Origin of the sequence: Methanohalophilus mahii DSM 5219, assembly GCF_000025865.1 — an archaeon.
GTDB lineage: Archaea > Halobacteriota > Methanosarcinia > Methanosarcinales > Methanosarcinaceae > Methanohalophilus > Methanohalophilus mahii.
Genome location: NC_014002.1, coordinates 1,216,736 through 1,242,031, shown reverse-complemented (window position 1 = coordinate 1,242,031; position 25,296 = coordinate 1,216,736). Strand labels below are relative to the sequence as shown.

Here is a 25,296-nt window from a genome sequence, read left to right as displayed (position 1 = left end):
TTTTCAGGCCATGAAGTATAAAGTGAGTTTGAAGATAAGGTCGCCGTAAAATACAGCTGTTAAAAAGCCGGCGGTTATCGGGACTATAAAAGGCAAACCCGGGGTAACCCATACTTTATTGTCGATAATTTCCTTCTTTGAATAATCCCTGAGTTCTTCAAGGGTTTCCCTGTCTATTTCTTTTCCACTTCTCCTGAAATAGGTCTGAACGTTGCCATTTTCATCTTTTTCGTGTTGCTGCATTAGCTTTACATGCCTGCCTTCAAGTCCTCCGATAGGTGCCCTGTAGCCTATAAACATAAAATAGGGTTTTTTGAGGGTGGTTTTAACGTCAGGCCGGCTCAGGTTATAGATAAAAAGGCCCAGGGGCACTATTATTGTCAGGAGTATTGAATTACCAAATACTGTAAAAGTAAAAAAGTTCATGATCGGAACACCTTCTGTGGGGAAATAGGTCCCTCCCATAGTAAATGCCGGATAGAAAGGAAAGACAATGGATATCACCATCAACAATTTGGCATCTGCACCACCGAATGCTCCCAGATAGAACAGGACGTAGGAAAAAACAAAAATTAGACCAAAGGAGATAGCCATTTGTATAAGATATGTAACCAGACTGGATGAAGTTGCAAGCTCATAAATTATAAAAGGGGAAAAGACTGCCAGCATAATTACCCATACCCTGTTGCCTACCCTGCGCTCCTTTATATCCCTGTAGGAGGCATAGGACAGAAATCCCAGGCATAGCAGTATCTTGGCAATAACTATCATTTTTGCTTCTCCCATTTTTTGAGTTTAATAATTTCGGAAAGCGTCCTTCCTCTACGGATTTCATCAAATAATCTTTCTTCGGTTTTTTGGACTTCCTTTGCTCGCCTTGCAATCTCGTATGCTCTTTCTGCAGGTACTACAACAACCCCGTTATCATCACCGATGATGTAATCGCCGGGTTTGACCTTTTGCCCGCCACAGTTAATCAGCGCATTAACTTCCCCAAAACCCTTAGGATCGCCTGCGTTTGGTACATTGGAAGTGGCAAATACCGGAAGCCCTATTTTGCGTATCTCCTCTATATCTCTTACCGCACCATCGATTACAATCCCTGCAATTCCCCGGTTGAGGCTGCTCAGAGTTGCCAGCCCTCCCCAGGGTGCTATATGTGGACTTGCGTTGTAGATCACAATAACATCCCCCTCCTTTGCTTCATCTATCGCTTCCACTGTTTTTGCCCAGTCCCCTTCAAATGTCTGCACCGTTATAGCTGGTCCGACCATTTTGGTATCATTTAGCATTGGTTTGATGTTTTTCATGGCACCCTGTCGATGCATGGCATCTGAAATATTAGGTGTGGAAGTTTCCATGAATAATTTGTGTATTTCTTCGTCCATATCGGGCGTTTTTGCCTGTTTTAATTGTGGATTATCTACACTACGGCGAATTTTTTTGGAGGCTTCCGTTACATTATCAGAACGAATTATATTACCACCCACAATGACAATGTCAGCACCTGCTTCTACAGAACGGGCTGCAGTCTGCTCATCCAGTCCACCTGCTACAGCAATATCAGCCCTGGTTTTGGAGGCAACTTCAAAAACAAGATCTACCGGTGTTTTTCCGGTCATCTGCTGGTCTATCCCCATGTGAATATTGATGATGTCCACGCCTATCCTGTCTAATTCCACAGCCCTTTGAACAGGTTTTGGGGTGCTAATTAGATCTGCCATGAGTCGAACTCCATATTTTTGTGCGGCCAGCAGTGCATCCTTAATCGTTGAGTCGTCGGCTGTTGCCATAACCATAACGATATCTGCACCGGCTTTTGCAGCCATTTCAACTTCCAGGCTGCCGGTATCTGCAATCTTCATATCTGCCACGATGGTGTGTTCGGGAAAGTTTTTCCTTAGAGTACGAATGGCGTCCATTCCCTCACTCTTTATCAGAGGGGTTCCGATCTCAATCCAGTCGATACCTCCCTTGACTGCTTCCTTTGCAATCTGCACAGCTCTATCGATCTCCAAAATATCAAGAGCAAGCTGGATTATGGTTTTAATAGGATCACCTTGTTAATTTTTATTTGGAATTATGGTTGTGATTTCTCCAGGCTGGAGAATAGAAGTGGATCACTATAAAGTTTTCCAGATTAGTCTTTGATGTTGCCGTGAGCACTATATCACGAGGTCATCGGAAAGAATCAATTGTTAAATAACATGATAATTGGCAATAAGTTTATACGCTATCCGCAAATATTCGCATAGGAATAAAAAACGCCTGCGGTTGATTATTATGAAACTAACTTCTAAAGTTTTAATCTGCAAGGAGATGCATTTTGATGCCATTTGAGGATATGCATATCATTTCTATGAAAGAATTCACACGTGATATGATTGACCATGTTCTGGAGGTCGCCGAAGAAATGGAACCAATTGCCAGGTCAAAGTCAAGTTCAGATCTCTTAAAAGGCAAGGTGCTTGGTGTCCTTTTTTTTGAACCCAGTACCCGTACAAGGATGTCTTTTGAGGCTGCCATGATGCGGCTTGGCGGGGAAGTGCTTAGTCTTGGTTCGGTCGATGCAAGTTCTGTTGCAAAGGGTGAAACCCTTGCCGATACCATAAGGGTTGTAGCTGGTTACAGTAATGCCATTGTCCTTCGCCATCCTATGGAAGGTGCCGCTCGGCTGGCTTCGGAATTTTCTGCAGTGCCTATACTCAATGCAGGCGATGGTGCTGGCCATCATCCGACACAGACTTTTCTCGATCTCTATACTATCAAGCGCGAAAGCCATCTTGAAGGCTTAAAAATAGCTCTTGCAGGCGATCTCAAATATGGCAGAACTGTACATTCGCTTTGCTATGCCCTTTCCTTTTATGGTGCTGAGATAACCCTGGTATCCCCACCGGAACTTTCAATGCCTTCAGAGATTATCGAGGATCTCAAAAAGAAAAATATTAAGGTAATAGAGGCTGATTCCATTGAAGATGCCATACAGGACGTGGAGGTACTTTATATGACGCGGATTCAGAAAGAACGTTTTCCTGATCCGGCAGAATATCAGAAAGTTGCGAATCGTCTTCAGATTACACCTGAAGTATTGAAAAATGCAAAGGAAAACCTGCGGATTATGCATCCACTGCCCCGAACAAACGAAATCACACCTCAAGTTGACGAGACACCCCATGCTTCGTACTTCGACCAATCATTTTATGGTGTTCCAATAAGGATGGCTTTACTTTGTCTTGTAATGGGGGTTTTTGAATGAGTGAGGTGGCAAAAAAAGAAATTCGTGTACAACCCATATGTTCAGGCACAGTCATTGATCATATTACAGCCGGTCAGGCTCTCAATGTTCTCAAGATTCTGGGCATAACCGGAACTTCATGGGGAATTGTCAGCATCCTGATTAATGCCCCCGGTTCATATGGAAGAAAAGATGTGGTCAAAATAGAAGGACGTGAACTTGTGAGTAGTGAGGTGGATAAAATATCTCTTATTTCCCCTGGTGCGACTATCAATATAATCCGGGATTATGATGTTCAGGAAAAGAATCAGGTGGGTATACCTTCTCATGTAGAAGGTGTTGTAAAATGTATCAATCCAAATTGTATTTCCAACAGTAATGAACCCATTGAATCTAAATTTGATGTGGATACCCGGGAAGGCAAAATCGAATTACGCTGTGGCTATTGTGAAAGAGTGATCTGTGAAAATATTGCAGATCATCTCCTTTAATTTACAGTCCCAGGATATCTTCCATGGAATAAATGCCGGATTTTTTGCCTTTTAACCACATTGCGGCTTTTACAGCACCTGCGGCGAATGCATCGCGAGAATGTGCCTGGTGTTTAATTTCAATCCTTTCACCTTCTCCGGCAAAAAGGATGGTGTGGTCACCGGCAATATCTCCTCCTCGTATTGCATGAATGCCAATCTCATTTTTACGAGGTGCGTTGCCCTGGCGGCCAAATATGTAATCTTCACGTCCAACGGTTTTACCGATAACCTCTGCAGCTCTCATTGCAGTTCCACTAGGTGCGTCCTGTTTCCGGTTATGGTGTGCTTCAATTACCTCTATGTCATAATCGGGAAGGTACTTGGCCGCTTCCTCGATAATTTTGAAAAATACATTGACGCCAACCGCATAATTTGGAGCAATAACGGCTGATACACCGTTTTTAAGGATACTCTCTTCTATTGCTTCCTTTTGTTCTTCGCTAAAACCAGTAGTCCCTATAATAAGATTAACACCACTTGCGGCGACGATTGGTGCATTGGAAGCAGTTGCTCCTGCAATGGTAAAATCAATTAGGACGTCGGTTTTGCTTTCTTTGAGGATTTCTCCAAGGTCTTCTACGCTGGTAATTGGAACACCGAGTTTTCCAGTGCCGGCCACATCTCCTGCATCTTCACCGATTTTATTCAGGTCAAATGCAGTGGACAGCTCAATGCCTTCACTTCTGACGATATTCTGTATAATCAGGCCACCCATTTTCCCGGAGGCTCCGATTACTCCTGCCTGTATCATTTGAGACACCCGATCCCTTTTAATGCTTCTTCCAGTATCCTTTCATTTTCCGGCAAGATAGGTGCCAGTGGTGCTCTCAGTGGACCTGCTGGCATACCCATCATTTCCATTGCACGTTTGACAGGTATAGGGTTGGTTTCAGTAAACAGGGCACGAGTGAGGGGTGCAAGTTCATAATGCTTTTTCCTGGCAGCTGCCATATCGCCTTTAAGAGCAGCTTCTACCATATCGGACACTGTCTTTGGAACTACATTTGCAACAACTGAAATTACTCCTACTCCGCCCAGGGCAACAACAGGGAATGTAAGGTCATCCTCTCCAGAAATCACGCTGAAATCTTCATCCGTCGTGTTTTCAATTATTTCTGAGATTTTGGGGATACTTCCGCTTGCTTCCTTGATCGCAACTATGTTGTCAATCTTGGCAAGTTCGACAATTACTTCCAGGGGGATGTCCTGCCCGGTTCTGGAAGGTACATTGTATAATATGATGGGAATGTCTGCTGCTTCTGCGACTGCAGTGAAGTGGCGGATCAGTCCTGCATTATTGGGCTTGTTGTAGTATGGGGATATAATAAGTGCTCCCCCTGCTCCGGCATCAGCAGCATGTTTTGTAAGTTCTACGGCTTCAACTGTATTGTTTGATCCGGTACCCGCAATCACCGGCACATTGGCACATTCCACTGCAGTATTGATCACTTTTTTGTGTTCAACTGTAGAAAGGGTGGCGGATTCACCTGTAGTTCCACAAGCTACAACTCCACTGACACCTCCCTCTTCAGCGTATCTTATATTTTGTTTAAGACCACTGATGTCAATGGTATTGTCTTTTGTGAAAGGGGTTATAAGAGCCGGTAGAACTCCTTCAAACATAAAAAAACCAGCTCCGGTTTCACTCATGTCTCTTGTGATTGATCTTTCTTGTCACGTAGCCTGCAACACGATTTCTTATTACTTTACTCTCGATTGTGGTGTATTTCGCAACAAGAAGCTTGTTATCATCGAAATTAGATGTGAATACATTTCCGTGGTTGGTAAGCAGACGTGAGGTTATGTTCTTAATATTGTTTTGTCTAATATTTCCCATAATTTATAACTCCATATAATTGGATAGTTAGTAGTTAATTCTTCTTTTTTGAACCAGCTTTAGGTATTTATAACTTTTGGATATTGTAGTGTGTTATAAGTTCACTGCTGCAGGTCGGTTTTACCCAGCATTCTTTCGGTCGCATTTGCATCACTGAATACTTTTTCCCTTGTACCTTTCTTATTCAGGAACATGCCAACAAGCACTAACAAAAGCCCTGCATTTGGATTTAGGGGTGTGATAAGAGCTCCTATCAATACGATAGTGGATGCGGCAATTCCTTTCATAGCTCCTTTTCGGTATGATTGGAAGCGAGTGCGGCGGTATATTCTTATATCCCTTAATGTAAGGAATAATACCACAAAATATGCTGCAATTGCAATATATACATACATGTGTTACCTAGATTGAATTTTTTGATTATAAATCTTCTTAACTGTGGTGATTTGCTTTTGTTCTGCATTTATATGCCTCTATGGCATGGCATTCTGAACAAAACATTATTATGGATATAATACAATCCTGCCAAATATGTTCACGATAATTACCGGTGCCCAATTCGGCGATGAGGGCAAAGGCAAGGTAGTAGACCTGATGGCAGGTGACTATAATATTGTTGCCAGGTTTCAAGGCGGCGATAATGCAGGCCACACTGTCAAGGTAAAGGATGAGATATATAAATTACATCTAATCCCCTCTGGTTTTCTTCTTGACAGCCGGGTGCTCATTGGACCGGGTACGGTCCTGAATCCGGAAATTATGGTAGAAGAGATACGGATGCTTGAAGAGGCTGGGGTAAAAGTATCTGCTGAAAAACTGGGTATTGATGGCAAGACAAGCATAATTATGCCTTATCATATAGAACTCGATGGTCTCAGGGAAGCTACCCGTTCGGAAAAGATTGGTACTACCAAAAGGGGTATTGGATTTGCCTATATTGATAAGATTGCAAGGGATGAAGTTCATTTTTCCGACCTGGTCGATGAAAAACGCCTTATGCAACGTCTTTCAGATATTGCTCCCCAGAAGGAAGAGGAAATTAAGGCAATTGGTGGTGATCCTTCCATTGTAACTGAAAGTTCTCTTGTGGACAGGTATATTTCCCTGGGCAGGGAACTCGCTCCTTATATTGCCGATGTTTCCTATGAGATCAATAAATCGCTTGATGAAGGCAAAAGTGTACTTGCTGAAGGGGCACAGGGTAGTCATCTGGATGTAATCCATGGTACTCAAAAATTTGTAACTTCTTCAAGTACCATTGCGGGTTCAGCATGTGCCAATCTTGGTGTAGGCCCTACTCGTGTGAATGAAGTACTTGCCATCGTTAAAGCTTATATTACACGTGTGGGAGCAGGTCCGCTCCCTACTGAACAGGAAGGTGACGCAGGCCAGCACCTGCATGATGTAGGCCATGAATTTGGAACCACTACAGGCAGATCTAGGCGTTGTGGGTGGTTTGATATGCCTCTTGCCAAAAAGTCAGTCTATCTTAATGGTTATACTTCTGCTGCTCTTACAAAATTGGATGTACTGACAGGTCTTGATCCTGTAAAAATATGTGTGGGTTACGAATTGGATGGTAAAGTAATTGATTATCCACCGGAAGATACTTCGCAACTTGCAAGATGTGTACCTGTTTATGAGGAGATGGAAGGCTGGGATGCAGATTTAACTTCTGTGGTTGGTTATGAGGATCTGCCTCAAAAGGCCCGGGTATATGTCGAACGCCTTGAAAAATTGATGGGAATTCCGGTCAAATATATCTCTGTGGGGCCAGGAAGGGAACAAACGTTCATGAAATAAAGGTTTGCAACGATTTCGATCCAAAAGCCATATATATGAACCGATAGATTTAAGAGTCTTATTCCAGTGCATATACAGGCGCATTTCACAGTGAATGTCAGTCGTAAACGTTATGCCTGATGCTATCTTTATTTGAAGGAGGATAGAATGACTACAGCATATGATGTCCCTGCTAATGATATTATCAAAAAGACAGCAGAGAAACTTAAAGAAAATGAGAAGATCCAACCTCCGGAATGGGCAGCCTATGTGAAGACCGGTGCACACAGAGAACTTCCTCCAGTGGAAGACGACTGGTGGTATACTCGCTGTGCTGCGGTCCTCAGAAGGATATATACTGACGGCCCGGTAGGTGTACAGAGGCTTCGTTCCATATACGGAGGAAAGAAAGCAAAGCGTGTAACCCCTGCTAAGAAAGCAAAGGGTAGCGGTGCAGTTGCCCGTACAATAGCCCAGCAGCTTGAAGATGCCGGTTTCGTAAAGAAACAGAAGGCAGGCAGAGTAGCATCTCCAGCAGGAAAGTCTTTGCTTGACAATACAGCTAATGAAATCAAGAAAGAACTGGTTTCTGAAATTCCCGGGATGCAAAAGTACTAAATGTAATGTAATCCGGGTTGGCTAATAAAGCCAGTTCTTCTTTAAAAGGGGTTTTATACCATGGCAGATGATCTCGAAGCAATCCGCAGGAAAAGGCTTGAAGAAATGCAGAGGCAGCAAGCCTCCCAGCAAGAAAACAATCCACAGGCTGCATACCAGCAGGAACAAGCACAGGCAGAAAGGGAAGCAAAGATTCATGCTGTCCTTCGCCAGGTCACGACACCCGAAGCAAGGGAACGCCTTACAAGGTTGAAAATGTCTCGCAAAGAACTGGCAGAACAGGTCGAATCCCAGATTGTGGGACTAGCTCAGAATGGTCGGTTGCAATCCACCATCGACGATGAGAAAATGAAAGCCCTGCTTACCCGGATGCAACCCAAAAAACATGATCCCAAGATCACAAGACTGTAATCGGACATGAAAGCAAGGGTTATGTTTAGTGGCGGGAAGGATAGTGCCCTATCCGCCATTTTACTGGATCCATATTTTGATGTTGAACTTGTAACGTGCACTTTTTCCCTCGTTGATGTAGGAAAAATTGCACGTAAAGTGGCTGATGAATTGGGTTTTGATCATTCGGTTGTAGAACTTGAGCGTTCAGTCTTGGATGAAGCCCTTGAGATGGCAGTTGAAGACAATTTCCCAAAAAATGCGATTAATCACATTCACTCACATGCTCTTGAAAAAATAGCGGCATTTGGTAGTGTTGATATGATCGTTGACGGGATAAGACGTGATGACCGGGTGCCCAGGATGGATATGTCCAGACTACGCAGCATTGAGGATCGGTATGGGGTGCATTGTGTATCCCCTCTGCAAGGGTTTGGCCGTGCTGCGGTTGATCTAATGGTTTGTGAGCATCTTGAAGTTGAAGAAGGATTGAGTGACAGAATTTCCAAGGCGGATTATGAAACCGAATTAAGGTATCTGATTCGACAGGAATACAATGATGAAAAGGTCCTTTCCATATTTCCCGCACACGTTCAATCGAGAGTGTTGAGGAAAATTAAGGAGAAGACTACCAATTAAAATTTTATATCATTAATTGATTTATAAATGTAAATTTGAGAGCAACGTGGATCAGGTGAGACAAGTGAGCCATAACACGAAAGGACAGAAAATGAGATTGGCAAAAGCCCACGTACAGAACCAGAGGGTTCCTACATGGGCGATTATCAAGTCAAACAGAAAGGTTGTCAGTCATCCCAAGAGAAGGCACTGGAGAAGGAACAGCCTTAAAGTGAAATGAGGTGATGGCAATGGCAGATGATATAGTAAAAGAACAGGTTTATACCATCCCGCTCAGGGATGCAAAACTGGCCCCTAAATGGAAACGTACAACTCGTGCGATGACCCTGGTAAAGAAATATCTGGTCAGGCACATGAGAGCGTCTCCAGGTCAGGTCAAAATTGATAGCAGTATCAATGAATTGGTCTGGAATCGTGGAGCAGAGAAACCACCTTCCTCAATCCGGGTACGGGCAGCAATGTTCGAAGACGGTGAGGTTCAGGCAGAATTGGCATAATTTGAATGCCAATATAATTCCAAGTTCGAAATAATTTATGATCCGAACCCTAAACATATATGAAAATCCCGTAATAGGGGTATTTGCAACCTGTACAGAGGATTTTGCCCTCGTGCCTCCGGGTACGAACGATAAGACATCTGGTATGCTGGAAGATATACTTGATGTGGAAGTAGTTTCCACTCTTGTAAATGGGAGCGTAGTCGTTGGTTCCCTTACAAAAGGGAATTCATCTGGAATCCTTGTGCCCAAAGGCTCAGCCCCTCTTCCTAAAAAAATAGACCTTCCAGTAGCAGAGGTTCCAGGTAACCTATCGGCAATAGGCAACATAGTGCTTGCCAATGATTCGGCAGCTCTTGTCCATCCGGATATCTCTGACAAAGCGATTGAAATAATCGAAAAGACTCTTTCAGTTGATGTCAAACGTGGCACGATAGCCGGTATCAAAACTGTGGGAATGGCGGGTGTGGCTACCAATCACGGATTGCTTGTACATCCAATGATAAAACAGGAAGAAGTTTCCATTCTTGAGGATATTTTTGGACTTAATGTGGAAATAGGTACTGTTAATTATGGATCCCAGGTAGTAGGTTCCGGTGTACTTGCCAACTCTTCTGGATATGTTGCAGGTTCGGAAACCACAGGTCATGAACTTGGAAGAATTGAAGATGCATTGATGTTTGATTGATTTAGCATATTATGCGGGTGATTTTATGAGCGACTTTGTTGTAAAAGGCACATTCAAAGCGGGTCATATCTGGGAAAAATTCACAAAAAATGTGGAAAGCCAGAATGAGAAGAACGCAGTTGAGAAAGTTTATTCCCTTTTTGGAAGCAAGAACGGTATCAAACGCTATTTGATTAAGATAGACAGTGTTGAAGAGGCATGATTATATGGCAGAAGAAGGTCAGCAGAATATCCAGAACCTGGCCCTTCAGCACAGGGACCTCCAGAAACGAGCCCAGACCATACAGCAGCAGACAAACATGTTGCAGATGTCCATTGAGGACTGTGGAAAGGCAATAACAACCCTTGAGGATCTCCAATCATTTTCCAAAAATCCCGATACACTTGTTCCTATAGGTGCAGGTTCTTTTGTAAATGCAAATATAGCCAATGACAACAAAGTTGTTGTTGAGGTCGGTGCCGGGATTAGTGTCGAAAAGGATGTTGATGGAGCCATAGTCACTCTTAATAAGCGCAAAGAAGATTTGCAGAAGGTATTGGAACAGATGAACCAGAACCTCGAACAGATCAATCAGCGCATCCAGTCCATTGAGTCTATAGCAAAACAACAACAACAGCAACAACATCCACAGCAATAATTTTTATGGGGCATAACCTTGTTTAATAAGCTTAAAAACAAACTTTCAGGATTTAAGCAAAATTTCAGTTCCAAAATTGAAGATAAAGCCACTCCTGTGGAAGAATCATCCTCTACTGAACCTGAAGTTGCAGAAGGTATTAGTTTTCAGGAAAAAGAGGCAGTAAATGGAACTAAGGGTGAAAACAAAACAGGGTTTGCACATAAAGCCAAAGCTTTGGTTTTTGAACGTGAGTTTATTCTTGATGAAGCGGACGTCGAAGATATCCTATGGGAGTTGGAGATGTCTCTTCTGGAAAGTGATATTGCAATTTCGGTTTCTGAAAAGATTGTTACTGATGTAAAACAAGAACTTGTAGGCAGCCGTAAGAAGATAGGTAGTAACACAGGCAAGATCGTAGAAGATGCATTGAAAAAGTCGATCCATGATGTCATGTCTGCTAATGTATTCGATTTTGATGAATTCATTGATAGTCTTGAGAAACCTGTAAACATTGTTTTTGTTGGTATTAACGGAACAGGTAAAACGACTTCGATTGCCAAGATTGCTCATCGCCTTAAAGCCATGAATAAGTCTGTTGTAATTGCGGCAGGGGATACTTTCCGTGCAGGTGCAATTGACCAGATCGCGGTACATGCTGAGCGCATCGGTGTAAAACTGATTAAACATCAGGAAGGAGGCGACCCTGCAGCTGTTGTTTATGATGCCGTACAGTATGCAAAAGCCCATGATAGTGATGTGGTTTTGTCTGATACTGCCGGCAGGATGCATACCAATGTCAATTTGATGGCACAGCTCCAGAAGATATGCCGTGTAAGCCCCCCGGATCTTGTGCTTTTTGTAGACGAGGCGGTTGCAGGCAATGATGCTGTCGAAAGGGCTGAACAGTTCAACGAAGCAGTACCAGTTGACGGTTCCATTCTTACTAAAACAGATGCCGATTCAAAAGGCGGGGCTGCAATTTCCATTGCATATATAACAGGTAAACCCATTGTTTTCCTCGGATTGGGTCAGGAATACGAGGACCTTAAAAAATTCGATCCTCGCTGGTTTGTTGACCAGATTTTCAGTTAAAAGCTTATCTGCATCCTTCTTTTAAGTCCTTTGTTATTTCTTTTAACCGGGGAATTACATCATCTTTGCTGGCTATTATATTTACAAGGGCAGAACCCACGATCACTGCATCAGCTCCTGCAGCGACCATTTCTTCTACATGTTTTCTGTTTGATATTCCAAAACCTACAGCTTTTGGTAGGGTTGAATTGATTTTATCCAGAAGGCCTGCTACATTGGACGAGATGTTTTTTCCTTCTCCGGTAACCCCTAGTTTGGATACTACATAGATAAAACCCGAACTTTTGCTGCTAATTGCATCCAGTCTTTGATCACTGGTATTTGGTGCGACAAGGAATATATTATCAATTCCCTCCTCTTTACAGATTTCTATCAGTTCATCTGCTTCATGCAATGGCAGATCGGGTATTATCAATCCCGAAATTCCTGCTTCTGCACACCTCTTTACGAAATTTTCGCTACCATGGCGATATATGAGATTGTAATAGGTCATACAGACGAGGGGAACATTTACTTCCAGGCCTTTTATCATCTCAAAATAGCGCTCTGTGTTCATACCGGCCTCAATGGCACGACAGGTTGCGGCCTGTATGGTTGGCCCGTCTGCCACAGGATCGGAGAAAGGCAGCCCCAGCTCTATTATATCCGCGCCGGCTTCAACAAGGGCATTTACAATAGAAGGTGTGGTGGCCGTATCGGGGTCTCCCGCACAGACATAGGCAATCAGTGCTTTTTCATTTTTGTCCTTAAGTTCTTCAAATTTTTGACTGATGCGCATATTCACTCCTCCATATTCATAATAGTCTGGAGATCCTTATCGCCCCTGCCGGAGAGATTGATAACTACTGTATCACCCAGTATGCCGCTATCTGCCATTTTGGTGACATATGCAATGGCATGTGAAGATTCCAGTGCAGGGATTATTCCTTCTAGCCGGCTAAGCTCATGGAATGCCTCGAGGGCTTCCATATCAGTTATGTAACAGGGTTTCACCCGGCCTGTTTCTGCGAGTCGGGCTAGTTCGGGCCCCACTCCTGCATAATCCAGACCAGCTGCTACGGATGTGGATTCCAGTATCTGTCCGTCCCTGTTCTGCAGGACCTTTGTTCTGGCTCCATGCAGGATGCCTTCCTCACCTGTTGCCAGGGATGCAGAATGGTAGGCGATTTTATCGTCTTCCCTGAGTTTTTCGCCCCCTGCTTCTACTGCAAAGAGATTTACTTCACCATCCAGGAAAGGGTAGAAAATACCCATTGCATTACTTCCGCCGCCTGCACAGGCCACGATAGAATCCGGGTACCTTCCTTCCACTTTCATGACCTGCTCCTTTACTTCCCTGCCGATAACGCTCTGGAAATCCCTCACAATCTTAGGGAATGGATATGGGCCGACTACCGAACCAATGAGGTAGTGTGTATCTCCGACATTTGTGACCCAGTCCCTCAATGCTTCATTTATTGCATCTTTCATTGTCTTTGAACCGGTTTCAACTGATACTACCTCAGTACCCATCAGTTTCATACGGTAGACATTTGGGAGCTGTCTCTTTACATCTTTTGATCCCATGTATACCATGGTTTCAAATCCCAGTTTTGCTCCCACCATGGCAGTTGCAGTACCGTGTTGACCGGCTCCTGTTTCTGCGATTAACCTTTTTTTGCCCATGAATTTTGCAAGAAGGGCCTGTCCCAGGGTATTGTTGAGTTTGTGTGCTCCTCCATGTACGAGGTCTTCCCGTTTGAGGTAGATTTTTATGCCGTATTTGGCACTCATGTTCTTTGCATAATATAGGGGAGTACTTCTTCCTGCATAATTTTCAAGGTAGTCATTAAGCTGGGAGGTAAACTCCGGATCTGCCTTATATTGTTCATACGCTTCTTCAAGTTCTTGAAGTGGCGGCATCAATATTTCCGGTACGTATTGTCCACCGTAGTCTCCATAATAATGGTTCATACTATCTCCTGATTCTTATTCGCTTCAATAAGATGTTTCATTTTTTCTTTAAGATTGCCTTCCATCAGGTAGGTCCCAACAAGCAACGCGTCAGCACCTGCCCTGATCATCCTTGTCGCATCATCTGTGCCCTTGACTCCACTTTCCCCTATTATCAGGTGTTTCTGGTTGTATTTACGGTCATGTTCTTTCACAAGGGGAATGAGCTTTTCAGCGGTTTCCAGATCGATTTCAAGGGTTTCAAAACTGCGGTTATTTATCCCTATAAGATTTGTATCACATTCAAGTACATATTCAAGCTCTTTTTCATCGTGTACCTCTACCAGAGGCTCTATGTTCCTTCTTCGAGCTATTTCTATGAATTCCGGTAGCTTTTTGCCCAGTACCCCTGCAATCAACAATATGAGATCACTGCTTGCTTCATGCATCTGACTTTTGTCCACAATAAAATCTTTGCGTAAAACTGGAATGGAAGTATTTTTCCTTGCACTTTCAAGGTTTTCTATACTTCCCTCAAAGTAACAGGGTTCCGTAAGGACTGATAAGGCTACAGCTCCAGCATTTTCCATATCACAGGCAATTTGTGAGGCTATTTCCGGGTTTACATCAGCAAATTTGCCTGTTGGTGAAGCAGGCTTTACTTCGGCAATTATGGGTATGTGTCCTTTTTTACAGGCAAGCCCGATAGATTCGAAAATATCCCTTCTATCATTACATATAGTGTGTGTTTTATTTTCAGAAAGTGCGTCTGCCCTTTCTTTTGATTTTTGGACTATTTGTTCGATCTTCGGATGCATTTAGACACCTATGTACTTTAATGTATTTGTATGTACATTGGAGTCATAGCATTTAAATTTATTGTCAGGGCATACGGTCCATCATTGCAAGTGTCTTTTTTGCTTTGAAATAGAATTCCGTGCTATTCTGGAGTAATTAGCTGTTATAACTCTTTTTTGATATCTGAAGATTCAATTTTCCTCAATTAAATTGATATATTCTGAAACCAACCTTTATTAGTGAATAAATTAAGGGGGATTATATGCCAAAAGTAATTCTTTTATATGCAAGCTGGTGTCACAATTGTCCCAAGGCTGAAAAGATATGGAGAGACCTCAAAGAGGAACATGAGTTTGAATATGAAGAGGTCGATGTGGAATCTGAAGAGGGGCAAAAGATAGCTCAGGAATATTCTGTGATGGCTGTGCCAACGACTGTGATCGATGGAGAGGTGGCTTTTATAGGCATACCTTCAAAGGATGAAGCTCTTGAAAGCATTAAGTAATCTTTAGATGTCGGGATATTGATGTATGATTTAATAATTCTGGGTGCGGGACCTGCAGGAGTTACTGCTGCAATCTATGCAGTCAGATACGGACTGGATACTCTGCTTGTTGATAAGGACAGCATGAGTGGCCTGATAAGTACTGCAAAAACGGTCGAGAACTACACAGGTTTTCCCTCGATTGGTGGAATGGAACTGATGGAAAAATTCCTGGACCATGCAGAAAAAGCCGGGGTCACCTCTAAGGTCATGGAAATCAAATCCGTGACTGAAGAAGGTGATGACTTTATTGTTTCTTCCAGCGAGGAAGAACTGAAAAGTAAATCACTTATTGTTGCAACGGGTTCTTCTCCCAGGGAACTGGATGTACCGGGTGAAAAGGATTTTCTGGGCAGGGGTATTTCTTATTGTGCTACCTGTGACGGTCCATTTTTTTCCGGTAAAGAAGTAGCAGTTATCGGTGGCGGGGAATCGGCTGTTACAGATGCTATATTCATTTCCGATATTGCTTCAAAGGTGTACGTAGTTCATCGCCGCGATAAATTGAGAGCATCCCAGATACTTCAGGACAGGGCATTTGACCGTCCAAATATTGAATTTGTATGGGATAGTGTTGTGGATGCAATAGAAGGAAAAGATGTTGTTGAATCCCTGCAGATACATAATGTAATTACTGAAGAGACAAAGAAAATCCCTGTAAACGGTGCTTTTATTTATATAGGCTTAAATCCCAATACCGATTTTGTTAACGTTAAAAAGAACGATAAGGGGTTCATAATCACTGATGAATCGATGGCAACATCTGCCAGGGGCATATTTGCCGCCGGGGATTGCAGACAATCTCCTCTATATCAGGTAATCACCGCAGCTTCGGATGGAGCCATTGCGGCTTATTCTGCCTTTAAGTACATCGAAGGCATCTAAAGAGATGTTTTTCTTTGTTTTTCGATAAGTATTATATTTTTTGAAGTCTATTAGTAGGTAAGGTGGAATTATGATATGCTTGAAAATATGTAAAGACTCTACTGCAGAGGACCTGGAGCCAATTGCATCTGCGGTTCACTCTCTTCTGGGCATTCCGACTACCATTCGCAGTGTCAATGGTAAAGGTATCCGAATGGAAAAAGGGGAAGTTGTAGATTGGGATTACACAGGTCCTATACTTGAAAAAGTCCTGGAGGAAAAGACCACCATTCGCACAGTCCCAAAAGAAGGCGTATATAAAGGAAAGGCGGTTGCAGTAACTCCAATAAAGACCCCTGATGGAGAAATTGTCGGTGCACTAGGGGTTGTGGACCTTGTGGCAGCTCTGGATATCCTTTCTGTTTTCAGGGAATACCCTGGTATAATAGATGAAGTGGAAGAAGCCAGAAAAAGGCACACTTAATTATCTTTTTTTTTATTTTGTGATACAATGATTGCCGATGTACTCAGGTTATTTCCTGATATAACCTCCAGGGACTTTCGTATTCTTACAGGTATTGAAGTAGGCATGCAAGATCATGAATGGGTGCCTTTTGATGAACTTGTGAAATATACACGTATCGACCAGCAGAACCTGGCCTATCTGTTAGGTGAATTGATCGAAAAAGAGCTTGTTGTGGCCACAACACAGCCTTATGAAGGTTACAGGCTGTATTTCAATGGTTATGATGCTCTGGCTATCAATGCACTGGTAAAACGGGGTAGTATCTGTGCACTTGGGGATGAAATCGGTGTGGGTAAGGAATCGGTTGTTCATGAGGGTATGAAAGAACCTGAATTGCCCATCGGTGATCCGGAAACAGTGATAGTCAAATTCCACAGGGAAGGGCGCACCAGTTTCAAGGATGTTAAAAGGTTGCGTGGACACCTGGTTAATAGGGAACACTTTTCCTGGATATATGCCGCCCGACTTGCAGCAGGACGTGAGTACGAAGTAATTTCCCGTCTGTATCCTGATATAAGCATTCCCAAACCCATAGACAGTAACAGGCATGCCATAGTAATGGAACCTGCAAAAGGAGAACTTTTGTTCAAGGTCAGGCTTCAAGATCCCGAAATATTTTTTGATATGATAATAGAGCAGATCGAAAAAATCTATTGCCATAATGTAATTCATGCCGACCTTAGTGCGTACAATGTTTTTGTCAATCCCGAAGGTGTGCAGATTATCGATTGGCCTCAGTATGTAACCCTCTCTCATCCTCATGCAGAGGAGTTCCTCAGGCGTGACATTTCGAACATAGCTGCTCATTTCAAGAAAAAATATAACCTAAAAAGGGATGTTGACGCATTATATGAGCAGATAATATCCAGTACCGACAATATTAAAGATTAATACAGACAAAAATATAGATAATGACATCAAATGCCATTTATGGTATAGACGTTGCCCGGGGGTCGCCACGTTCCGGTCAGGTTCCACGTTATGCAGTTGCTATCCTTAAAGACGGTTCGGTTTACAGGCATTCGATGCTGAAAATGCATCGAATTTTCAGGATGATAAAAGATGATCATCCCATGATTATAGCTGTAGACAATATCTATGAACTGGCAAAAGATAAGAAGGAACTGATTCATTTCCTGGAAAGACTCCCCTCTGGTGTGAAACTCGTACAGGTCACAGGTGGATTGAAACAGGTTTCCCTGCCCTTTCTTGCCCATAAGTATGATATTTCAATAAATCCCCGTGATCCCGGTGATGAAGCAGAAGCCTGTGCAAGACTGGCTGAAATGGGAGTAGGAGTGGAAGTATCCCTTTTTGAGGATAAAACGAAGATAAAGGTAAGCAGGGCGCGTTCTCTTGGCAGGGGAGGGTGGAGTCAGAATCGTTACCGGCGTAAAGTTCACGGAGCTGTGAAAGTTAAAAGCCGTGAGATAGAGTCGATACTTAAAGAGGCATCAAAGGAGCGCAACTTCAATTACACAAGTAAAGTAGTCAAGGGCTTTGGAGGTTATGTTAGGTGTGAATTTACTGTTAATGCACGCAAGTGCGATGTACCTATCCATTCCTCATCCGGTTCAGATGTGCAGGTAAATGTCAGGAGTCTTGTGAGGGATAAGATACAGTACATACCTTTGAAAAGCAAGGAACGTAAGTCTACTATCGTAGGTGTTGATCCGGGCACGACTGTTGGTCTCTCCATACTTTCCCTTGAAGGTGATGTTCTGCATTGTGCCAGCTATCGGGGTATTTCCCATGATGAAGTGGTGAAACTTATTTCTGAATACGGTAAACCAGCAATAGTGGCGACTGATGTATACCCGATGCCTGCAGCAGTGGAAAAAATAAGACGCAGTTTCAGTGCTGTCAGTTATTCTCCCGGTGGGCCCATTCCATCGGAAGAAAAGATTGAACTGGCAAAACCTCATGGTTACTCCAATGACCATGAAAGGGATTCTCTTTCCGCTGCCATATCAGCTTACAAAAAATACAGACAACTTTTCCTGAAGATTGAAAGCAAGTCTCCTCCTTACATGGATATCGATAAAATAAAAGTCGAAGTCATCAAAGGTTCATCCATAGAAGAGGCCATTAATTCTTTGAAAGAAAAGAAACAACCAACTAAGGCCCAAAAAAGCGTAGCAGAAACCTCTGACTCCCTTTCTGGCGGGATTGATGATGAAACCTATCGTAAAATGACAGAAAAGCTCAAACGCAGGGACCTGGAGATTGCTGAATTACAGGAATATGTGAAAGAGCTCATTGACCAACGCAGGTCAAGGGATAGTACAATCTCCAATCTTGAATCAAAAATTCGGCAAATGCGTGAAACTGAACGCATTAAACTACAGAAGGAAAAAGAGATTTCAATCCGTAATAAGAAAATTGCAAACCTTAAAAAGGATATCAAACGTCTGAATAATAGGCTTCATGATTCTAAGGCTCAGGTAAAACGTCTTAAAAGTATTAAAAAGATGGAAAGCAGGGGTGAAGGCATTCCTGTGAAGGTTATTTCCTCCTTTAGTCGTGAAGCCATCTTGAATGTAGCAGATATATATGGCCTAAAAAAAGGAGATGTCGTTTATTTCCAAGACCCCAGTGGGGGGAGTGCTTCAACTGCTGGCCTGCTTGCCGATTATTCCCCTACGGCGCTTATTGTGCCTGCAGGAATATCTTATGCGGCAAAAGAGGTATTTTTTGAAAAAAGTATTCCAGTACTTGAAGACCTGGAAATACAAAAAGAGGGTGATTTTGCAGTTGTATCTCCTGAAGTTCTGAAAAATGCAATTGAAAACTGGTTTGGCAAAGCTGATCACTGGAAAAAGGAAAAAGAGGAAGAGAAATTAAAATCCCTTGTGGACGAGTATCGCAGTGAACGTCGTCGTGGTATAACCTGATGTTCAGGGCCATTTCCTGTCAAAGAAAGGGTTCTTGCCTGAAACACTTAATGGAATGCCCAGAACGACATCCGCTTCAATCAATCCCAGGGAACGTGCAGCACTTCCTGCCGAGTACATAATGCGGTTATCTATGCACAGGTCTTTTGCTTTGGCCACAGCAGATCCAATAGCAATACCGAGATCTATGTTCTTGAAAGCACAGTTAGGACCCGCATAATCTCCTTCTGTCCGTTTTTGAGATTTCATATCTGCACATGTTGCAAAGCCGCAGGCAGCACAGTTCAATTTAAGTGGCTCGGAATGTTTTACTCCTATAGCTATAAAGGCATCCGCCTGTCTGACATTTGCTGCATCCCTTTTCAGGAACTGGAATCCATCACCCTTTTCATCAGCGATCTTTTCCATCTCGGTCGCGATATCTTCCATATCTTTCCTATCGGCCAGGGCAGTTACTATATCATCAATTCCCTTGCCCTTTGGAGCAGTTCTGGCTGCTGCTAATACTATCCTGGCCATTTCTGCTACTTCTTTTTTTTCCGGATTTTGTTCCATGCATAATGGATTGATAATACTGGTCTTTAATTGTTTCGGATATTGCGCGAAAGTGTAATATTCAATGCCGGGATTGTTGGCACTATGCCACGTTCGGCCCTGATACTTGCAGGAGGGAAAGGAAAGCGTTTTGGTTATAAAGAAAAGGCCCTGATAGAGATTGAAGGGACGCCTGTAATCAGCCGGATAATCAATACACTTGAGCCGCTTGTAGATGAAATAATAATATCCCTGCGGGATAAGCACCAGTACAATTTGCTTGCTCGGCTTACTGGAGAATTACCGACAGCTTTTGACGAGTATGAAGGTGTAGGCCCCCTTGCAGGCATACTGGCAGGACTAAAAACTGCCTCCTATGAATATATTTTTGTCACAGCCTGTGATATGCCCTTTCCTGACCCGAAAATAGTTGAATTGCTCTTCTCAAGGTCCCAAGGCCACGATTGTGCTCTCATAAAAAGAAAAAACGGCAGTTATGAGCCCCTTTGTGCAGTTTACCGGACTTGCCTGCTGATTCCCCTCATTGAAAAATCGATGCGGGATAACAGGTATTTCATTCTGTCACCCGTATTTGAAATGAATGACATGGTTGAAGTGGATATAGCGGAAATTGAAAAAATAGATCCATCCCTTGCCTGCCTCCAAAATATTAATACCCTGGATGACCTCCGGGCAGTAAGGAATGATTTCACCGGGTCATGAGGGTTTCACCGGTTGCAGGGGCATACGCCTCAACACCGATCTCCTCCCGTATCCATTGTGCGAACCCTTCCGCATCATCCCCATGCATTGTGTACACTGTTTCAGTTCCCCTGTCGCAAAAGTCCCTTACAAGTCCTTTTAACTCTTTATCCCCGCAATGGGCCGAAAAATCGTATTGCTCCAGTTTGCACCTGAGATGTTGTATCCGGTCTTTTATTTCAAGAAAACCACTGTCAAGAGCAAGTCTGCCATTTGTCCCTTCGACTTGGTATCCTGTAAGCATTACTTTTGTTTTCGGGTCGTCAGCTTTCTTGTCCAGATAATAGAGTACAGGACCGCCATTAAGCATTCCAGCAGTTGTTACTATGACCGAACCTTCCAGAGGAATTTTACTTCTCTTGTTTCCCTTTACAATAGTAGCAAAACCAAATGCCTGTTCCAGTTTTTTTGGATCTTTTAGATATTCCGGATGGTTCAACATCTCATCTGTCATTGCCACTCCCATGCCGTCCACAAAACACGGTATCTTTTCCGAATGGAGTAACATCATAATTTCCTGTGTCCGCCCAATGGCAAAAGCAGGGATTATGACCGTACCCCCGATATCAATTGTATCAAAAATAGACTCAATAAATGCTTTCTCTATTTCCTGTCGGGGTGGGTGGTCTTCTCCGAAGTAGGTACTTTCTGTAATCAATATATCTGCATCAGGCATTGTGTCAGCTTTTGATACAAGTCTTGAATCATCGGTACTTATATCACCGGTATAAAGCAGGCTTTCCCCTTTTTTATCCTCGAGGTATATCGATGATGCACCCGGTATGTGCCCTGCACTATAGATCCTGGCAAGATAGTCGTTTGTCCTGACCTCTTCTCCAAAGTGCTTTCTTCTTGTGATCTGGGAAAGTTTCTGCAAATCTCCTTCATCATAAGGTTCGGGTAATCCTCTTCTTTCTGATATTTTGAGTGTGTCCCTGCCCAGGATTTCAGTAAACCTAGAGGTCATATGTGTCATGTACACCTCGGGACTCAGGTCCATGAGGTTGGGAACCGCTCCGCAATGGTCAAGATGGCCGTGGGAGACAAAAATGCTTTTCGGAAATATGCCATCTACAGGATAGTCGGGTCTTTCTCCCGGTTTGATGCCGTAATCTATCAGGATATCTTCATTAACCAGAATTGCAGATCGTCCTACCTCCCTGCAACCCCCTTTAAAATCAATAAGCATGGTTTTCTCCCCCTTAATATGCAACTGCTTCCTGCCATCGGATTATTTTACCCAGAGGTATATTTGTAGTTTTTGAAATTTCGTTTGCATCTGAATTTTCAAGTTCATCGACAGTTGAAATGCCTGCAGAATTTAGCTTTTCTTCGGTAACTTTTCCGATTCCCGGAATATCACTGATCTTTTCCGGTCGCGGAGTTGCAGCTTTTTCTTTCTTTTGTTCTTCTTTCCATTCGAGGTAATTACAGTAGGGACACCCCAGATCCCATGCTCTCTTCTTCTGGCCCTTTACTTTTATATGGTACAGGCTGTGCTTATCACATGTCTTGTCGGTAACAAGGATATGTCCGCTTTTTGGGAGGGGCAGGGAGAATGTGCAGTCAGGGTATCCTTCGCATCCAATAAATCTTGAACCCCGGCGTGAGCGGCGTACTATCAGGTCACAACCACAATCCGGACATTTGCCTATGATCTTGTCTTTCCTCAGGCCTTCCCTGAGGGATTCGGATATTTTCTCACGGTTATCCTCCAGTTCCTTAAAGACATCTGTCAGCATGTCCCTGGATTGCTGCAGTACATTCTCTTCAGATGTATTACCTTCTGCAATGCGGTCCATGTCTTCTTCAAGGCTACTGGTCATATCTGGTCTGGTAATAGTGGGAGCATAATTTTCCAGACCTTCTACCACTGCATATGCAGTCTGGGTCGGCTGGAGAGGATTGCCATGCACGTATGCTCTTGAGTAAAGTTTGCTTATAATCTCATGACGTGTGGCTTTTGTTCCCAAAGCCATGTCTTCCATCATTTTAATGAGTCTTCCCTGACCATATCTGCCCGGCGGGTTTGTTTCCTTATCAAGTATTTCTTTATCATTAACAGGAAGTATCTCCCCTTCTTCCAGAGCAGGGATCAATCGATCTTCAGGAGCATTGTAGGGGTAATACCATCTCCATCCTGGCTTTACAAGCCGGGAGCCATTTGCCCTGAATTCCTCTTCATTGATATCAAACCTGACTTTCATGGTTTCCCATTCTGCATTTTCGGCAAACGTGGCAAAGAAACGCCTGACTACAAGTTCATACAGTTTCCATTCATCTTCCTTAAGCTGGGCTTTCTTTGCAACTGATGCAGGGAAGATTGGCGGATGGTCTGTAGTTTCCTTCTTTCCCTTTGTGGGTTTGAGTTCTTTTTTTGCCAACAGCTTTTTTGCATATTCACTGAAATGGCCTTTAGAGAACATTTCTATCTGTTCCCTCAGGTCAATTGTTGAAGGATAAACAGTATTATCGGTCCTGGGGTATGAAATATAACCGTTGGTATAGAGGGATTCTGCTATTCTCATGGCATTGGCCGGGGTAAACCCAATCGAGTTGGCAGCCCTTATGAATTCAGTTGTATTGAACGGTGTGGGTGGCTTGTCTTCTTTAGTGGAAGTTTCCAGGGAGGATACCAGCGCTTCATTGCCGATAAGTCTAAATACTCTGTTTGCTTCTTCCTTTTCCCAGAAACGGGTATTCTTATGCCTGATCTTGAAAATTTCTCCGTTTTTTGACAGGTCCACATATATTTCCCAGTAAGGCGTTGGTACAAAGGCTTCTCTCTCTTTTTCTCTGTCCACAATGAGGGCAAGGGTTGGCGACTGTACACGTCCAACTGATAGGAATTGCTTGCCCAGTCTTCTGGATGCCAGGGAAATAAAACGTGTGAGACTGGCTCCCCATACCAGATCAATCACCTGTCTGGAATGTCCTGCATCTGCGAGATTGAAATCGATTTTTGTAGTGTTTTCGAATGCTTCCTTAATAGCTGCAGGTGTGATTGCACTGTATACTGCCCTTTCATATTCAATGCTTTCATTTACTCCTTTTACGATATTGAGAGCTTCAACACCAATAAGTTCACCTTCTCTGTCGTAGTCAGTGGCAATGGTAACTTTTGTTGCTTTTTTGCCAAGTTTTTTCAGGGCGCTCACTATTTTTGCGTGGGTAGGTGTAATAATAAGTTCTGCATCTACGAGTTCTTTTGCTTCAACCTTTTGCCAGTTATTATATGCGGGAGGGAAATCGAGCTGGACGATATGTCCACTAAGCCCGATAACTATGGTTTTTTCATCGTTCCCAAATTCATAGGAGTCAATACCGCTAATCCTTTTTTTCTGCGGCTTTTTTGGACTGAGAATAGATGCAATTCGTCTTGCTGCAATTTGTTTTTCGGCTATTATCAGGTGCATTGAGAATCAGGTTATAAGTTGTTTTTTCTATTATCTATAAATATTTCTGTCAAAAGAGTCATTACATATAAATGTATCTTTCAACAAATATTAATCATATATTCTCAATTTATTTGTTCAAAGGCCATATCTACCGCTTCTTTTGCCGAACGGGCAGGGATTGTTCCTTCAATATTCCACCTTGAACAAAGTCTGATGACCGGTTTGCAGTTTTTAAGAGACAATGCGATTTCTGATAATGTACCATATTCCCCGCCGACTGCTATAACCACATCACATGAAGATGCAATGATTGCATTTCTTGCGTGTCCCATGTCCGTTACTATGGCGATGTCAACATAAGGATTTGCTTCATTTGCAGATGATCCGGGAAGTATTCCAACCGTTTTGCCACCTTCTTCTTTACATCCCCTGCAGGCAGCTTCCATAACACCTTCCATGCCACCACAAAGAAGGCATGCTCCTCTTTTTGCAATCTCTCTTCCAACCTCTTCTGCAAGGCTGTCGATTTCACTGTCGCAGGATCCGGTCCCTATAACTCCAATCTGTATCTCCATGTTTTGTCTCCGCCTCAGATGTATTCATTCTGGATTTGTATTATGTCCTCACTATTGTTTGCTTTACTGTAATCTTCAAGAGGTTCTCTGTTAAGTTCCAGGAAAGTATGCCCCCATCGAAACTTTGACAGGATTTTTTCTGCCTGATCTTTATTTCCCAGAATATACAAAGCTGCGGCAAAAGCTTCTGCAGAATTCAATTTAAAAGGTTTGCCAAAATTCACCGGATTTGAAGCTAGCAGATAGGGCAATGCACGGTGCTGTAACTTGCGGCGCAACAGTTTAGGAAAAATTTCTTCCACGGTATTCCAGGAACAGTCAAGGACAATCATGTCTGAAATCTTACTGTCTGCAGGTGAAAGAGATTTTTCTGCCATTGGGTCCAGTAGGATGGATCCCTTCGGGAGTGAATGTATTTTTTCATGCAATCGGACAAGATCAAATTTTTTGAGTCTTTTGCCTGTGCATTTTTTGGGGTCACATTGCCGCGCATGATAAATATGGAGCCTGAAATCTTTCATTCAGGCAATATAATTCA

General features: G+C 43.0%; 32 protein-coding genes. 18 read left to right on the top strand and 14 right to left on the bottom strand.

The genetic code is table 11. The annotated features are described in order from the left end of the window. Positions 1-3: 3 nt before the first annotated feature. Positions 4-771 (bottom strand): A24 family peptidase C-terminal domain-containing protein, encoded by a 768-nt coding sequence (locus tag MMAH_RS06105; RefSeq protein WP_013037669.1) that lies wholly within the window; start codon positions 769-771, stop codon positions 4-6. Next, a complete protein-coding gene (hxlA, locus tag MMAH_RS06100) occupies positions 768-2,039 on the bottom strand; it encodes a 3-hexulose-6-phosphate synthase (RefSeq protein ID WP_281033911.1) in 1,272 nt (423 codons plus the stop codon). Before hxlA ends, MMAH_RS06105 begins: the two co-directional genes overlap by 4 nt. A gap of 290 nt (positions 2,040-2,329) precedes the next feature. Between hxlA and pyrB the strand changes: the two genes are divergently transcribed. Further along, positions 2,330-3,256 (top strand): aspartate carbamoyltransferase, encoded by a 927-nt coding sequence (gene pyrB, locus MMAH_RS06095; protein ID WP_013037667.1) that lies wholly within the window; start codon positions 2,330-2,332, stop codon positions 3,254-3,256. Next, on the top strand, positions 3,253-3,726 hold the full coding sequence (gene pyrI / locus MMAH_RS06090) for an aspartate carbamoyltransferase regulatory subunit (RefSeq protein WP_013037666.1): 474 nt from the start codon (positions 3,253-3,255) through the stop codon (positions 3,724-3,726). Before pyrB ends, pyrI begins: the two co-directional genes overlap by 4 nt. Position 3,727: 1 nt before the next feature. Here the strand turns inward: pyrI and dapB are convergent, their stop codons facing one another. The 4 genes from dapB to MMAH_RS06070 form a co-directional block, all read right to left on the bottom strand. Next, entirely contained in the window at positions 3,728-4,519 is a 792-nt protein-coding gene (gene dapB / locus MMAH_RS06085) for a 4-hydroxy-tetrahydrodipicolinate reductase (protein WP_013037665.1), read from the bottom strand. After that, positions 4,516-5,391, bottom strand: coding sequence for a 4-hydroxy-tetrahydrodipicolinate synthase (dapA, locus tag MMAH_RS06080; RefSeq protein WP_013037664.1), 876 nt, complete (start codon positions 5,389-5,391; stop codon positions 4,516-4,518). The genes dapB and dapA overlap by 4 nt, the downstream gene beginning before the upstream one ends. Positions 5,392-5,410: 19 nt before the next feature. After that, positions 5,411-5,605, bottom strand: a complete 195-nt coding sequence (locus MMAH_RS06075) for a 30S ribosomal protein S17e (RefSeq protein ID WP_013037663.1) — start codon at positions 5,603-5,605, stop codon at positions 5,411-5,413. Positions 5,606-5,706: 101 nt separating this feature from the next. Further along, on the bottom strand, positions 5,707-6,000 hold the full coding sequence (locus MMAH_RS06070; RefSeq protein ID WP_013037662.1) for a hypothetical protein: 294 nt from the start codon (positions 5,998-6,000) through the stop codon (positions 5,707-5,709). 136 nt (positions 6,001-6,136) lie between these two features. On the opposite strand from MMAH_RS06070, the gene MMAH_RS06065 reads away from it, so the two are divergent. From MMAH_RS06065 to ftsY, 10 genes are all read left to right on the top strand, one after another. Continuing rightward, positions 6,137-7,408, top strand: a complete 1,272-nt coding sequence (locus tag MMAH_RS06065; RefSeq protein WP_013037661.1) for an adenylosuccinate synthase — start codon at positions 6,137-6,139, stop codon at positions 7,406-7,408. Positions 7,409-7,555: 147 nt separating this feature from the next. Further along, on the top strand, positions 7,556-8,005 hold the full coding sequence (locus MMAH_RS06060; protein ID WP_013037660.1) for a 30S ribosomal protein S19e: 450 nt from the start codon (positions 7,556-7,558) through the stop codon (positions 8,003-8,005). Positions 8,006-8,065: 60 nt separating this feature from the next. Further along, positions 8,066-8,416: a DNA-binding protein gene (locus tag MMAH_RS06055; RefSeq protein WP_013037659.1), complete on the top strand. Its 351-nt coding sequence runs from the start codon at positions 8,066-8,068 to the stop codon at positions 8,414-8,416. 6 nt (positions 8,417-8,422) lie between these two features. Continuing rightward, positions 8,423-9,034 (top strand): alpha hydrolase, encoded by a 612-nt coding sequence (locus MMAH_RS06050; RefSeq protein ID WP_013037658.1) that lies wholly within the window; start codon positions 8,423-8,425, stop codon positions 9,032-9,034. Between the two features lie 64 nt (positions 9,035-9,098). Then, positions 9,099-9,254 (top strand): 50S ribosomal protein L39e, encoded by a 156-nt coding sequence (locus MMAH_RS06045; protein WP_048902271.1) that lies wholly within the window; start codon positions 9,099-9,101, stop codon positions 9,252-9,254. Between the two features lie 10 nt (positions 9,255-9,264). Further along, complete coding sequence (locus MMAH_RS06040) at positions 9,265-9,531, top strand: 50S ribosomal protein L31e (RefSeq protein WP_013037656.1); 267 nt, start codon at positions 9,265-9,267, stop codon at positions 9,529-9,531. A gap of 37 nt (positions 9,532-9,568) precedes the next feature. Then, entirely contained in the window at positions 9,569-10,219 is a 651-nt protein-coding gene (locus MMAH_RS06035) for a translation initiation factor IF-6 (RefSeq protein WP_013037655.1), read from the top strand. Between the two features lie 25 nt (positions 10,220-10,244). Next, complete coding sequence (rpl18a, locus tag MMAH_RS06030) at positions 10,245-10,421, top strand: 50S ribosomal protein L18Ae (RefSeq protein WP_013037654.1); 177 nt, start codon at positions 10,245-10,247, stop codon at positions 10,419-10,421. 4 nt (positions 10,422-10,425) lie between these two features. After that, the gene (gene pfdA, locus MMAH_RS06025; RefSeq protein ID WP_013037653.1) at positions 10,426-10,857 is read left to right on the top strand and encodes a prefoldin subunit alpha; all 432 of its coding nucleotides are present in this window, start codon (positions 10,426-10,428) and stop codon (positions 10,855-10,857) included. An 18-nt stretch (positions 10,858-10,875) separates the two neighbouring features. Continuing rightward, positions 10,876-11,931, top strand: coding sequence for a signal recognition particle-docking protein FtsY (gene ftsY, locus MMAH_RS06020; RefSeq protein WP_013037652.1), 1,056 nt, complete (start codon positions 10,876-10,878; stop codon positions 11,929-11,931). 4 nt (positions 11,932-11,935) lie between these two features. Here the strand turns inward: ftsY and trpA are convergent, their stop codons facing one another. From trpA to MMAH_RS06005, 3 genes are read right to left on the bottom strand one after another with little or no spacing between them, the layout of a single operon-like run. Further along, on the bottom strand, positions 11,936-12,709 hold the full coding sequence (gene trpA / locus MMAH_RS06015) for a tryptophan synthase subunit alpha (protein ID WP_013037651.1): 774 nt from the start codon (positions 12,707-12,709) through the stop codon (positions 11,936-11,938). Positions 12,710-12,711: 2 nt separating this feature from the next. Next, the gene (gene trpB, locus MMAH_RS06010) at positions 12,712-13,884 is read right to left on the bottom strand and encodes a tryptophan synthase subunit beta (protein WP_013037650.1); all 1,173 of its coding nucleotides are present in this window, start codon (positions 13,882-13,884) and stop codon (positions 12,712-12,714) included. Further along, positions 13,881-14,681: an indole-3-glycerol-phosphate synthase gene (locus MMAH_RS06005; protein ID WP_013037649.1), complete on the bottom strand. Its 801-nt coding sequence runs from the start codon at positions 14,679-14,681 to the stop codon at positions 13,881-13,883. Before MMAH_RS06005 ends, trpB begins: the two co-directional genes overlap by 4 nt. Before the next feature lie 242 nt (positions 14,682-14,923). Here MMAH_RS06005 and MMAH_RS06000 point away from each other — a divergent pair, with 242 nt between their 5' ends. The 5 genes from MMAH_RS06000 (at position 14,924) to MMAH_RS05980 (ending at position 19,489) form a co-directional block, all read left to right on the top strand. Next, a complete protein-coding gene (locus tag MMAH_RS06000) occupies positions 14,924-15,166 on the top strand; it encodes a thioredoxin family protein (protein WP_013037648.1) in 243 nt (80 codons plus the stop codon). A gap of 21 nt (positions 15,167-15,187) precedes the next feature. Then, a complete protein-coding gene (gene trxB, locus MMAH_RS05995) occupies positions 15,188-16,090 on the top strand; it encodes a thioredoxin-disulfide reductase (RefSeq protein WP_013037647.1) in 903 nt (300 codons plus the stop codon). Between the two features lie 70 nt (positions 16,091-16,160). Beyond that, positions 16,161-16,553, top strand: a complete 393-nt coding sequence (locus tag MMAH_RS05990; protein ID WP_013037646.1) for a DUF2111 domain-containing protein — start codon at positions 16,161-16,163, stop codon at positions 16,551-16,553. Between the two features lie 27 nt (positions 16,554-16,580). Next, positions 16,581-17,486, top strand: coding sequence for a serine/threonine-protein kinase RIO2 (locus MMAH_RS05985; protein WP_013037645.1), 906 nt, complete (start codon positions 16,581-16,583; stop codon positions 17,484-17,486). Positions 17,487-17,506: 20 nt separating this feature from the next. Continuing rightward, on the top strand, positions 17,507-19,489 hold the full coding sequence (locus MMAH_RS05980) for a DUF460 domain-containing protein (protein ID WP_013037644.1): 1,983 nt from the start codon (positions 17,507-17,509) through the stop codon (positions 19,487-19,489). 3 nt (positions 19,490-19,492) lie between these two features. Here the strand turns inward: MMAH_RS05980 and MMAH_RS05975 are convergent, their stop codons facing one another. Further along, the gene (locus MMAH_RS05975) at positions 19,493-20,044 is read right to left on the bottom strand and encodes a ferredoxin domain-containing protein (RefSeq protein ID WP_013037643.1); all 552 of its coding nucleotides are present in this window, start codon (positions 20,042-20,044) and stop codon (positions 19,493-19,495) included. A gap of 42 nt (positions 20,045-20,086) precedes the next feature. Between MMAH_RS05975 and mobA the strand changes: the two genes are divergently transcribed. Then, positions 20,087-20,746, top strand: coding sequence for a molybdenum cofactor guanylyltransferase (mobA, locus tag MMAH_RS05970; RefSeq protein ID WP_013037642.1), 660 nt, complete (start codon positions 20,087-20,089; stop codon positions 20,744-20,746). Here the strand turns inward: mobA and MMAH_RS05965 are convergent. From MMAH_RS05965 to MMAH_RS05950, 4 genes are all read right to left on the bottom strand, one after another. After that, positions 20,733-21,974: an MBL fold metallo-hydrolase gene (locus MMAH_RS05965; protein WP_013037641.1), complete on the bottom strand. Its 1,242-nt coding sequence runs from the start codon at positions 21,972-21,974 to the stop codon at positions 20,733-20,735. The two genes, mobA and MMAH_RS05965, sit on opposite strands and share 14 nt — an antisense overlap. Positions 21,975-21,987: 13 nt before the next feature. Then, on the bottom strand, positions 21,988-24,201 hold the full coding sequence (locus MMAH_RS05960; protein ID WP_013037640.1) for a DNA topoisomerase I: 2,214 nt from the start codon (positions 24,199-24,201) through the stop codon (positions 21,988-21,990). Positions 24,202-24,305: 104 nt separating this feature from the next. Next, entirely contained in the window at positions 24,306-24,758 is a 453-nt protein-coding gene (locus MMAH_RS05955) for a TIGR00725 family protein (RefSeq protein WP_013037639.1), read from the bottom strand. 14 nt (positions 24,759-24,772) lie between these two features. Then, positions 24,773-25,279 carry a DUF367 family protein gene (locus tag MMAH_RS05950; RefSeq protein ID WP_013037638.1) on the bottom strand — a complete coding sequence of 169 codons (507 nt, stop codon included), beginning with the start codon at positions 25,277-25,279 and terminating at the stop codon, positions 24,773-24,775. Positions 25,280-25,296: the final 17 nt, after the last annotated feature.

Excerpts from the sequence above, each read along its gene's own strand:
- dapA (WP_013037664.1), bottom strand. The coding sequence starts at position 5,391 with ATGTTTGAAGGAGTTCTACCGGCTCTTATAACCCCTTTCACAAAAGAC.
- pfdA (WP_013037653.1), top strand. The coding sequence starts at position 10,426 with ATGGCAGAAGAAGGTCAGCAGAATATCCAGAACCTGGCCCTTCAGCAC.
- MMAH_RS05955 (WP_013037639.1), bottom strand. The coding sequence starts at position 24,758 with ATGGAGATACAGATTGGAGTTATAGGGACCGGATCCTGCGACAGTGAA.
- MMAH_RS05960 (WP_013037640.1), bottom strand. The coding sequence starts at position 24,201 with ATGCACCTGATAATAGCCGAAAAACAAATTGCAGCAAGACGAATTGCA.
- MMAH_RS06070 (WP_013037662.1), bottom strand. The coding sequence starts at position 6,000 with ATGTATGTATATATTGCAATTGCAGCATATTTTGTGGTATTATTCCTT.
- MMAH_RS05980 (WP_013037644.1), top strand. The coding sequence starts at position 17,507 with ATGACATCAAATGCCATTTATGGTATAGACGTTGCCCGGGGGTCGCCA.
- MMAH_RS06050 (WP_013037658.1), top strand. The coding sequence starts at position 8,423 with ATGAAAGCAAGGGTTATGTTTAGTGGCGGGAAGGATAGTGCCCTATCC.
- MMAH_RS06055 (WP_013037659.1), top strand. The coding sequence starts at position 8,066 with ATGGCAGATGATCTCGAAGCAATCCGCAGGAAAAGGCTTGAAGAAATG.
- MMAH_RS06000 (WP_013037648.1), top strand. The coding sequence starts at position 14,924 with ATGCCAAAAGTAATTCTTTTATATGCAAGCTGGTGTCACAATTGTCCC.
- trxB (WP_013037647.1), top strand. The coding sequence starts at position 15,188 with ATGTATGATTTAATAATTCTGGGTGCGGGACCTGCAGGAGTTACTGCT.
- trpB (WP_013037650.1), bottom strand. The coding sequence starts at position 13,884 with ATGAACCATTATTATGGAGACTACGGTGGACAATACGTACCGGAAATA.
- MMAH_RS06060 (WP_013037660.1), top strand. The coding sequence starts at position 7,556 with ATGACTACAGCATATGATGTCCCTGCTAATGATATTATCAAAAAGACA.
- MMAH_RS05965 (WP_013037641.1), bottom strand. The coding sequence starts at position 21,974 with ATGCTTATTGATTTTAAAGGGGGTTGCAGGGAGGTAGGACGATCTGCA.
- MMAH_RS06075 (WP_013037663.1), bottom strand. The coding sequence starts at position 5,605 with ATGGGAAATATTAGACAAAACAATATTAAGAACATAACCTCACGTCTG.
- MMAH_RS05975 (WP_013037643.1), bottom strand. The coding sequence starts at position 20,044 with ATGGAACAAAATCCGGAAAAAAAAGAAGTAGCAGAAATGGCCAGGATA.
- rpl18a (WP_013037654.1), top strand. The coding sequence starts at position 10,245 with ATGAGCGACTTTGTTGTAAAAGGCACATTCAAAGCGGGTCATATCTGG.
- MMAH_RS05985 (WP_013037645.1), top strand. The coding sequence starts at position 16,581 with ATGATTGCCGATGTACTCAGGTTATTTCCTGATATAACCTCCAGGGAC.
- MMAH_RS06105 (WP_013037669.1), bottom strand. The coding sequence starts at position 771 with ATGATAGTTATTGCCAAGATACTGCTATGCCTGGGATTTCTGTCCTAT.
- MMAH_RS06040 (WP_013037656.1), top strand. The coding sequence starts at position 9,265 with ATGGCAGATGATATAGTAAAAGAACAGGTTTATACCATCCCGCTCAGG.
- dapB (WP_013037665.1), bottom strand. The coding sequence starts at position 4,519 with ATGATACAGGCAGGAGTAATCGGAGCCTCCGGGAAAATGGGTGGCCTG.
- pyrI (WP_013037666.1), top strand. The coding sequence starts at position 3,253 with ATGAGTGAGGTGGCAAAAAAAGAAATTCGTGTACAACCCATATGTTCA.
- pyrB (WP_013037667.1), top strand. The coding sequence starts at position 2,330 with ATGCCATTTGAGGATATGCATATCATTTCTATGAAAGAATTCACACGT.
- MMAH_RS05950 (WP_013037638.1), bottom strand. The coding sequence starts at position 25,279 with ATGAAAGATTTCAGGCTCCATATTTATCATGCGCGGCAATGTGACCCC.
- trpA (WP_013037651.1), bottom strand. The coding sequence starts at position 12,709 with ATGCGCATCAGTCAAAAATTTGAAGAACTTAAGGACAAAAATGAAAAA.
- MMAH_RS06005 (WP_013037649.1), bottom strand. The coding sequence starts at position 14,681 with ATGCATCCGAAGATCGAACAAATAGTCCAAAAATCAAAAGAAAGGGCA.
- MMAH_RS05990 (WP_013037646.1), top strand. The coding sequence starts at position 16,161 with ATGATATGCTTGAAAATATGTAAAGACTCTACTGCAGAGGACCTGGAG.
- MMAH_RS06065 (WP_013037661.1), top strand. The coding sequence starts at position 6,137 with ATGTTCACGATAATTACCGGTGCCCAATTCGGCGATGAGGGCAAAGGC.
- MMAH_RS06035 (WP_013037655.1), top strand. The coding sequence starts at position 9,569 with ATGATCCGAACCCTAAACATATATGAAAATCCCGTAATAGGGGTATTT.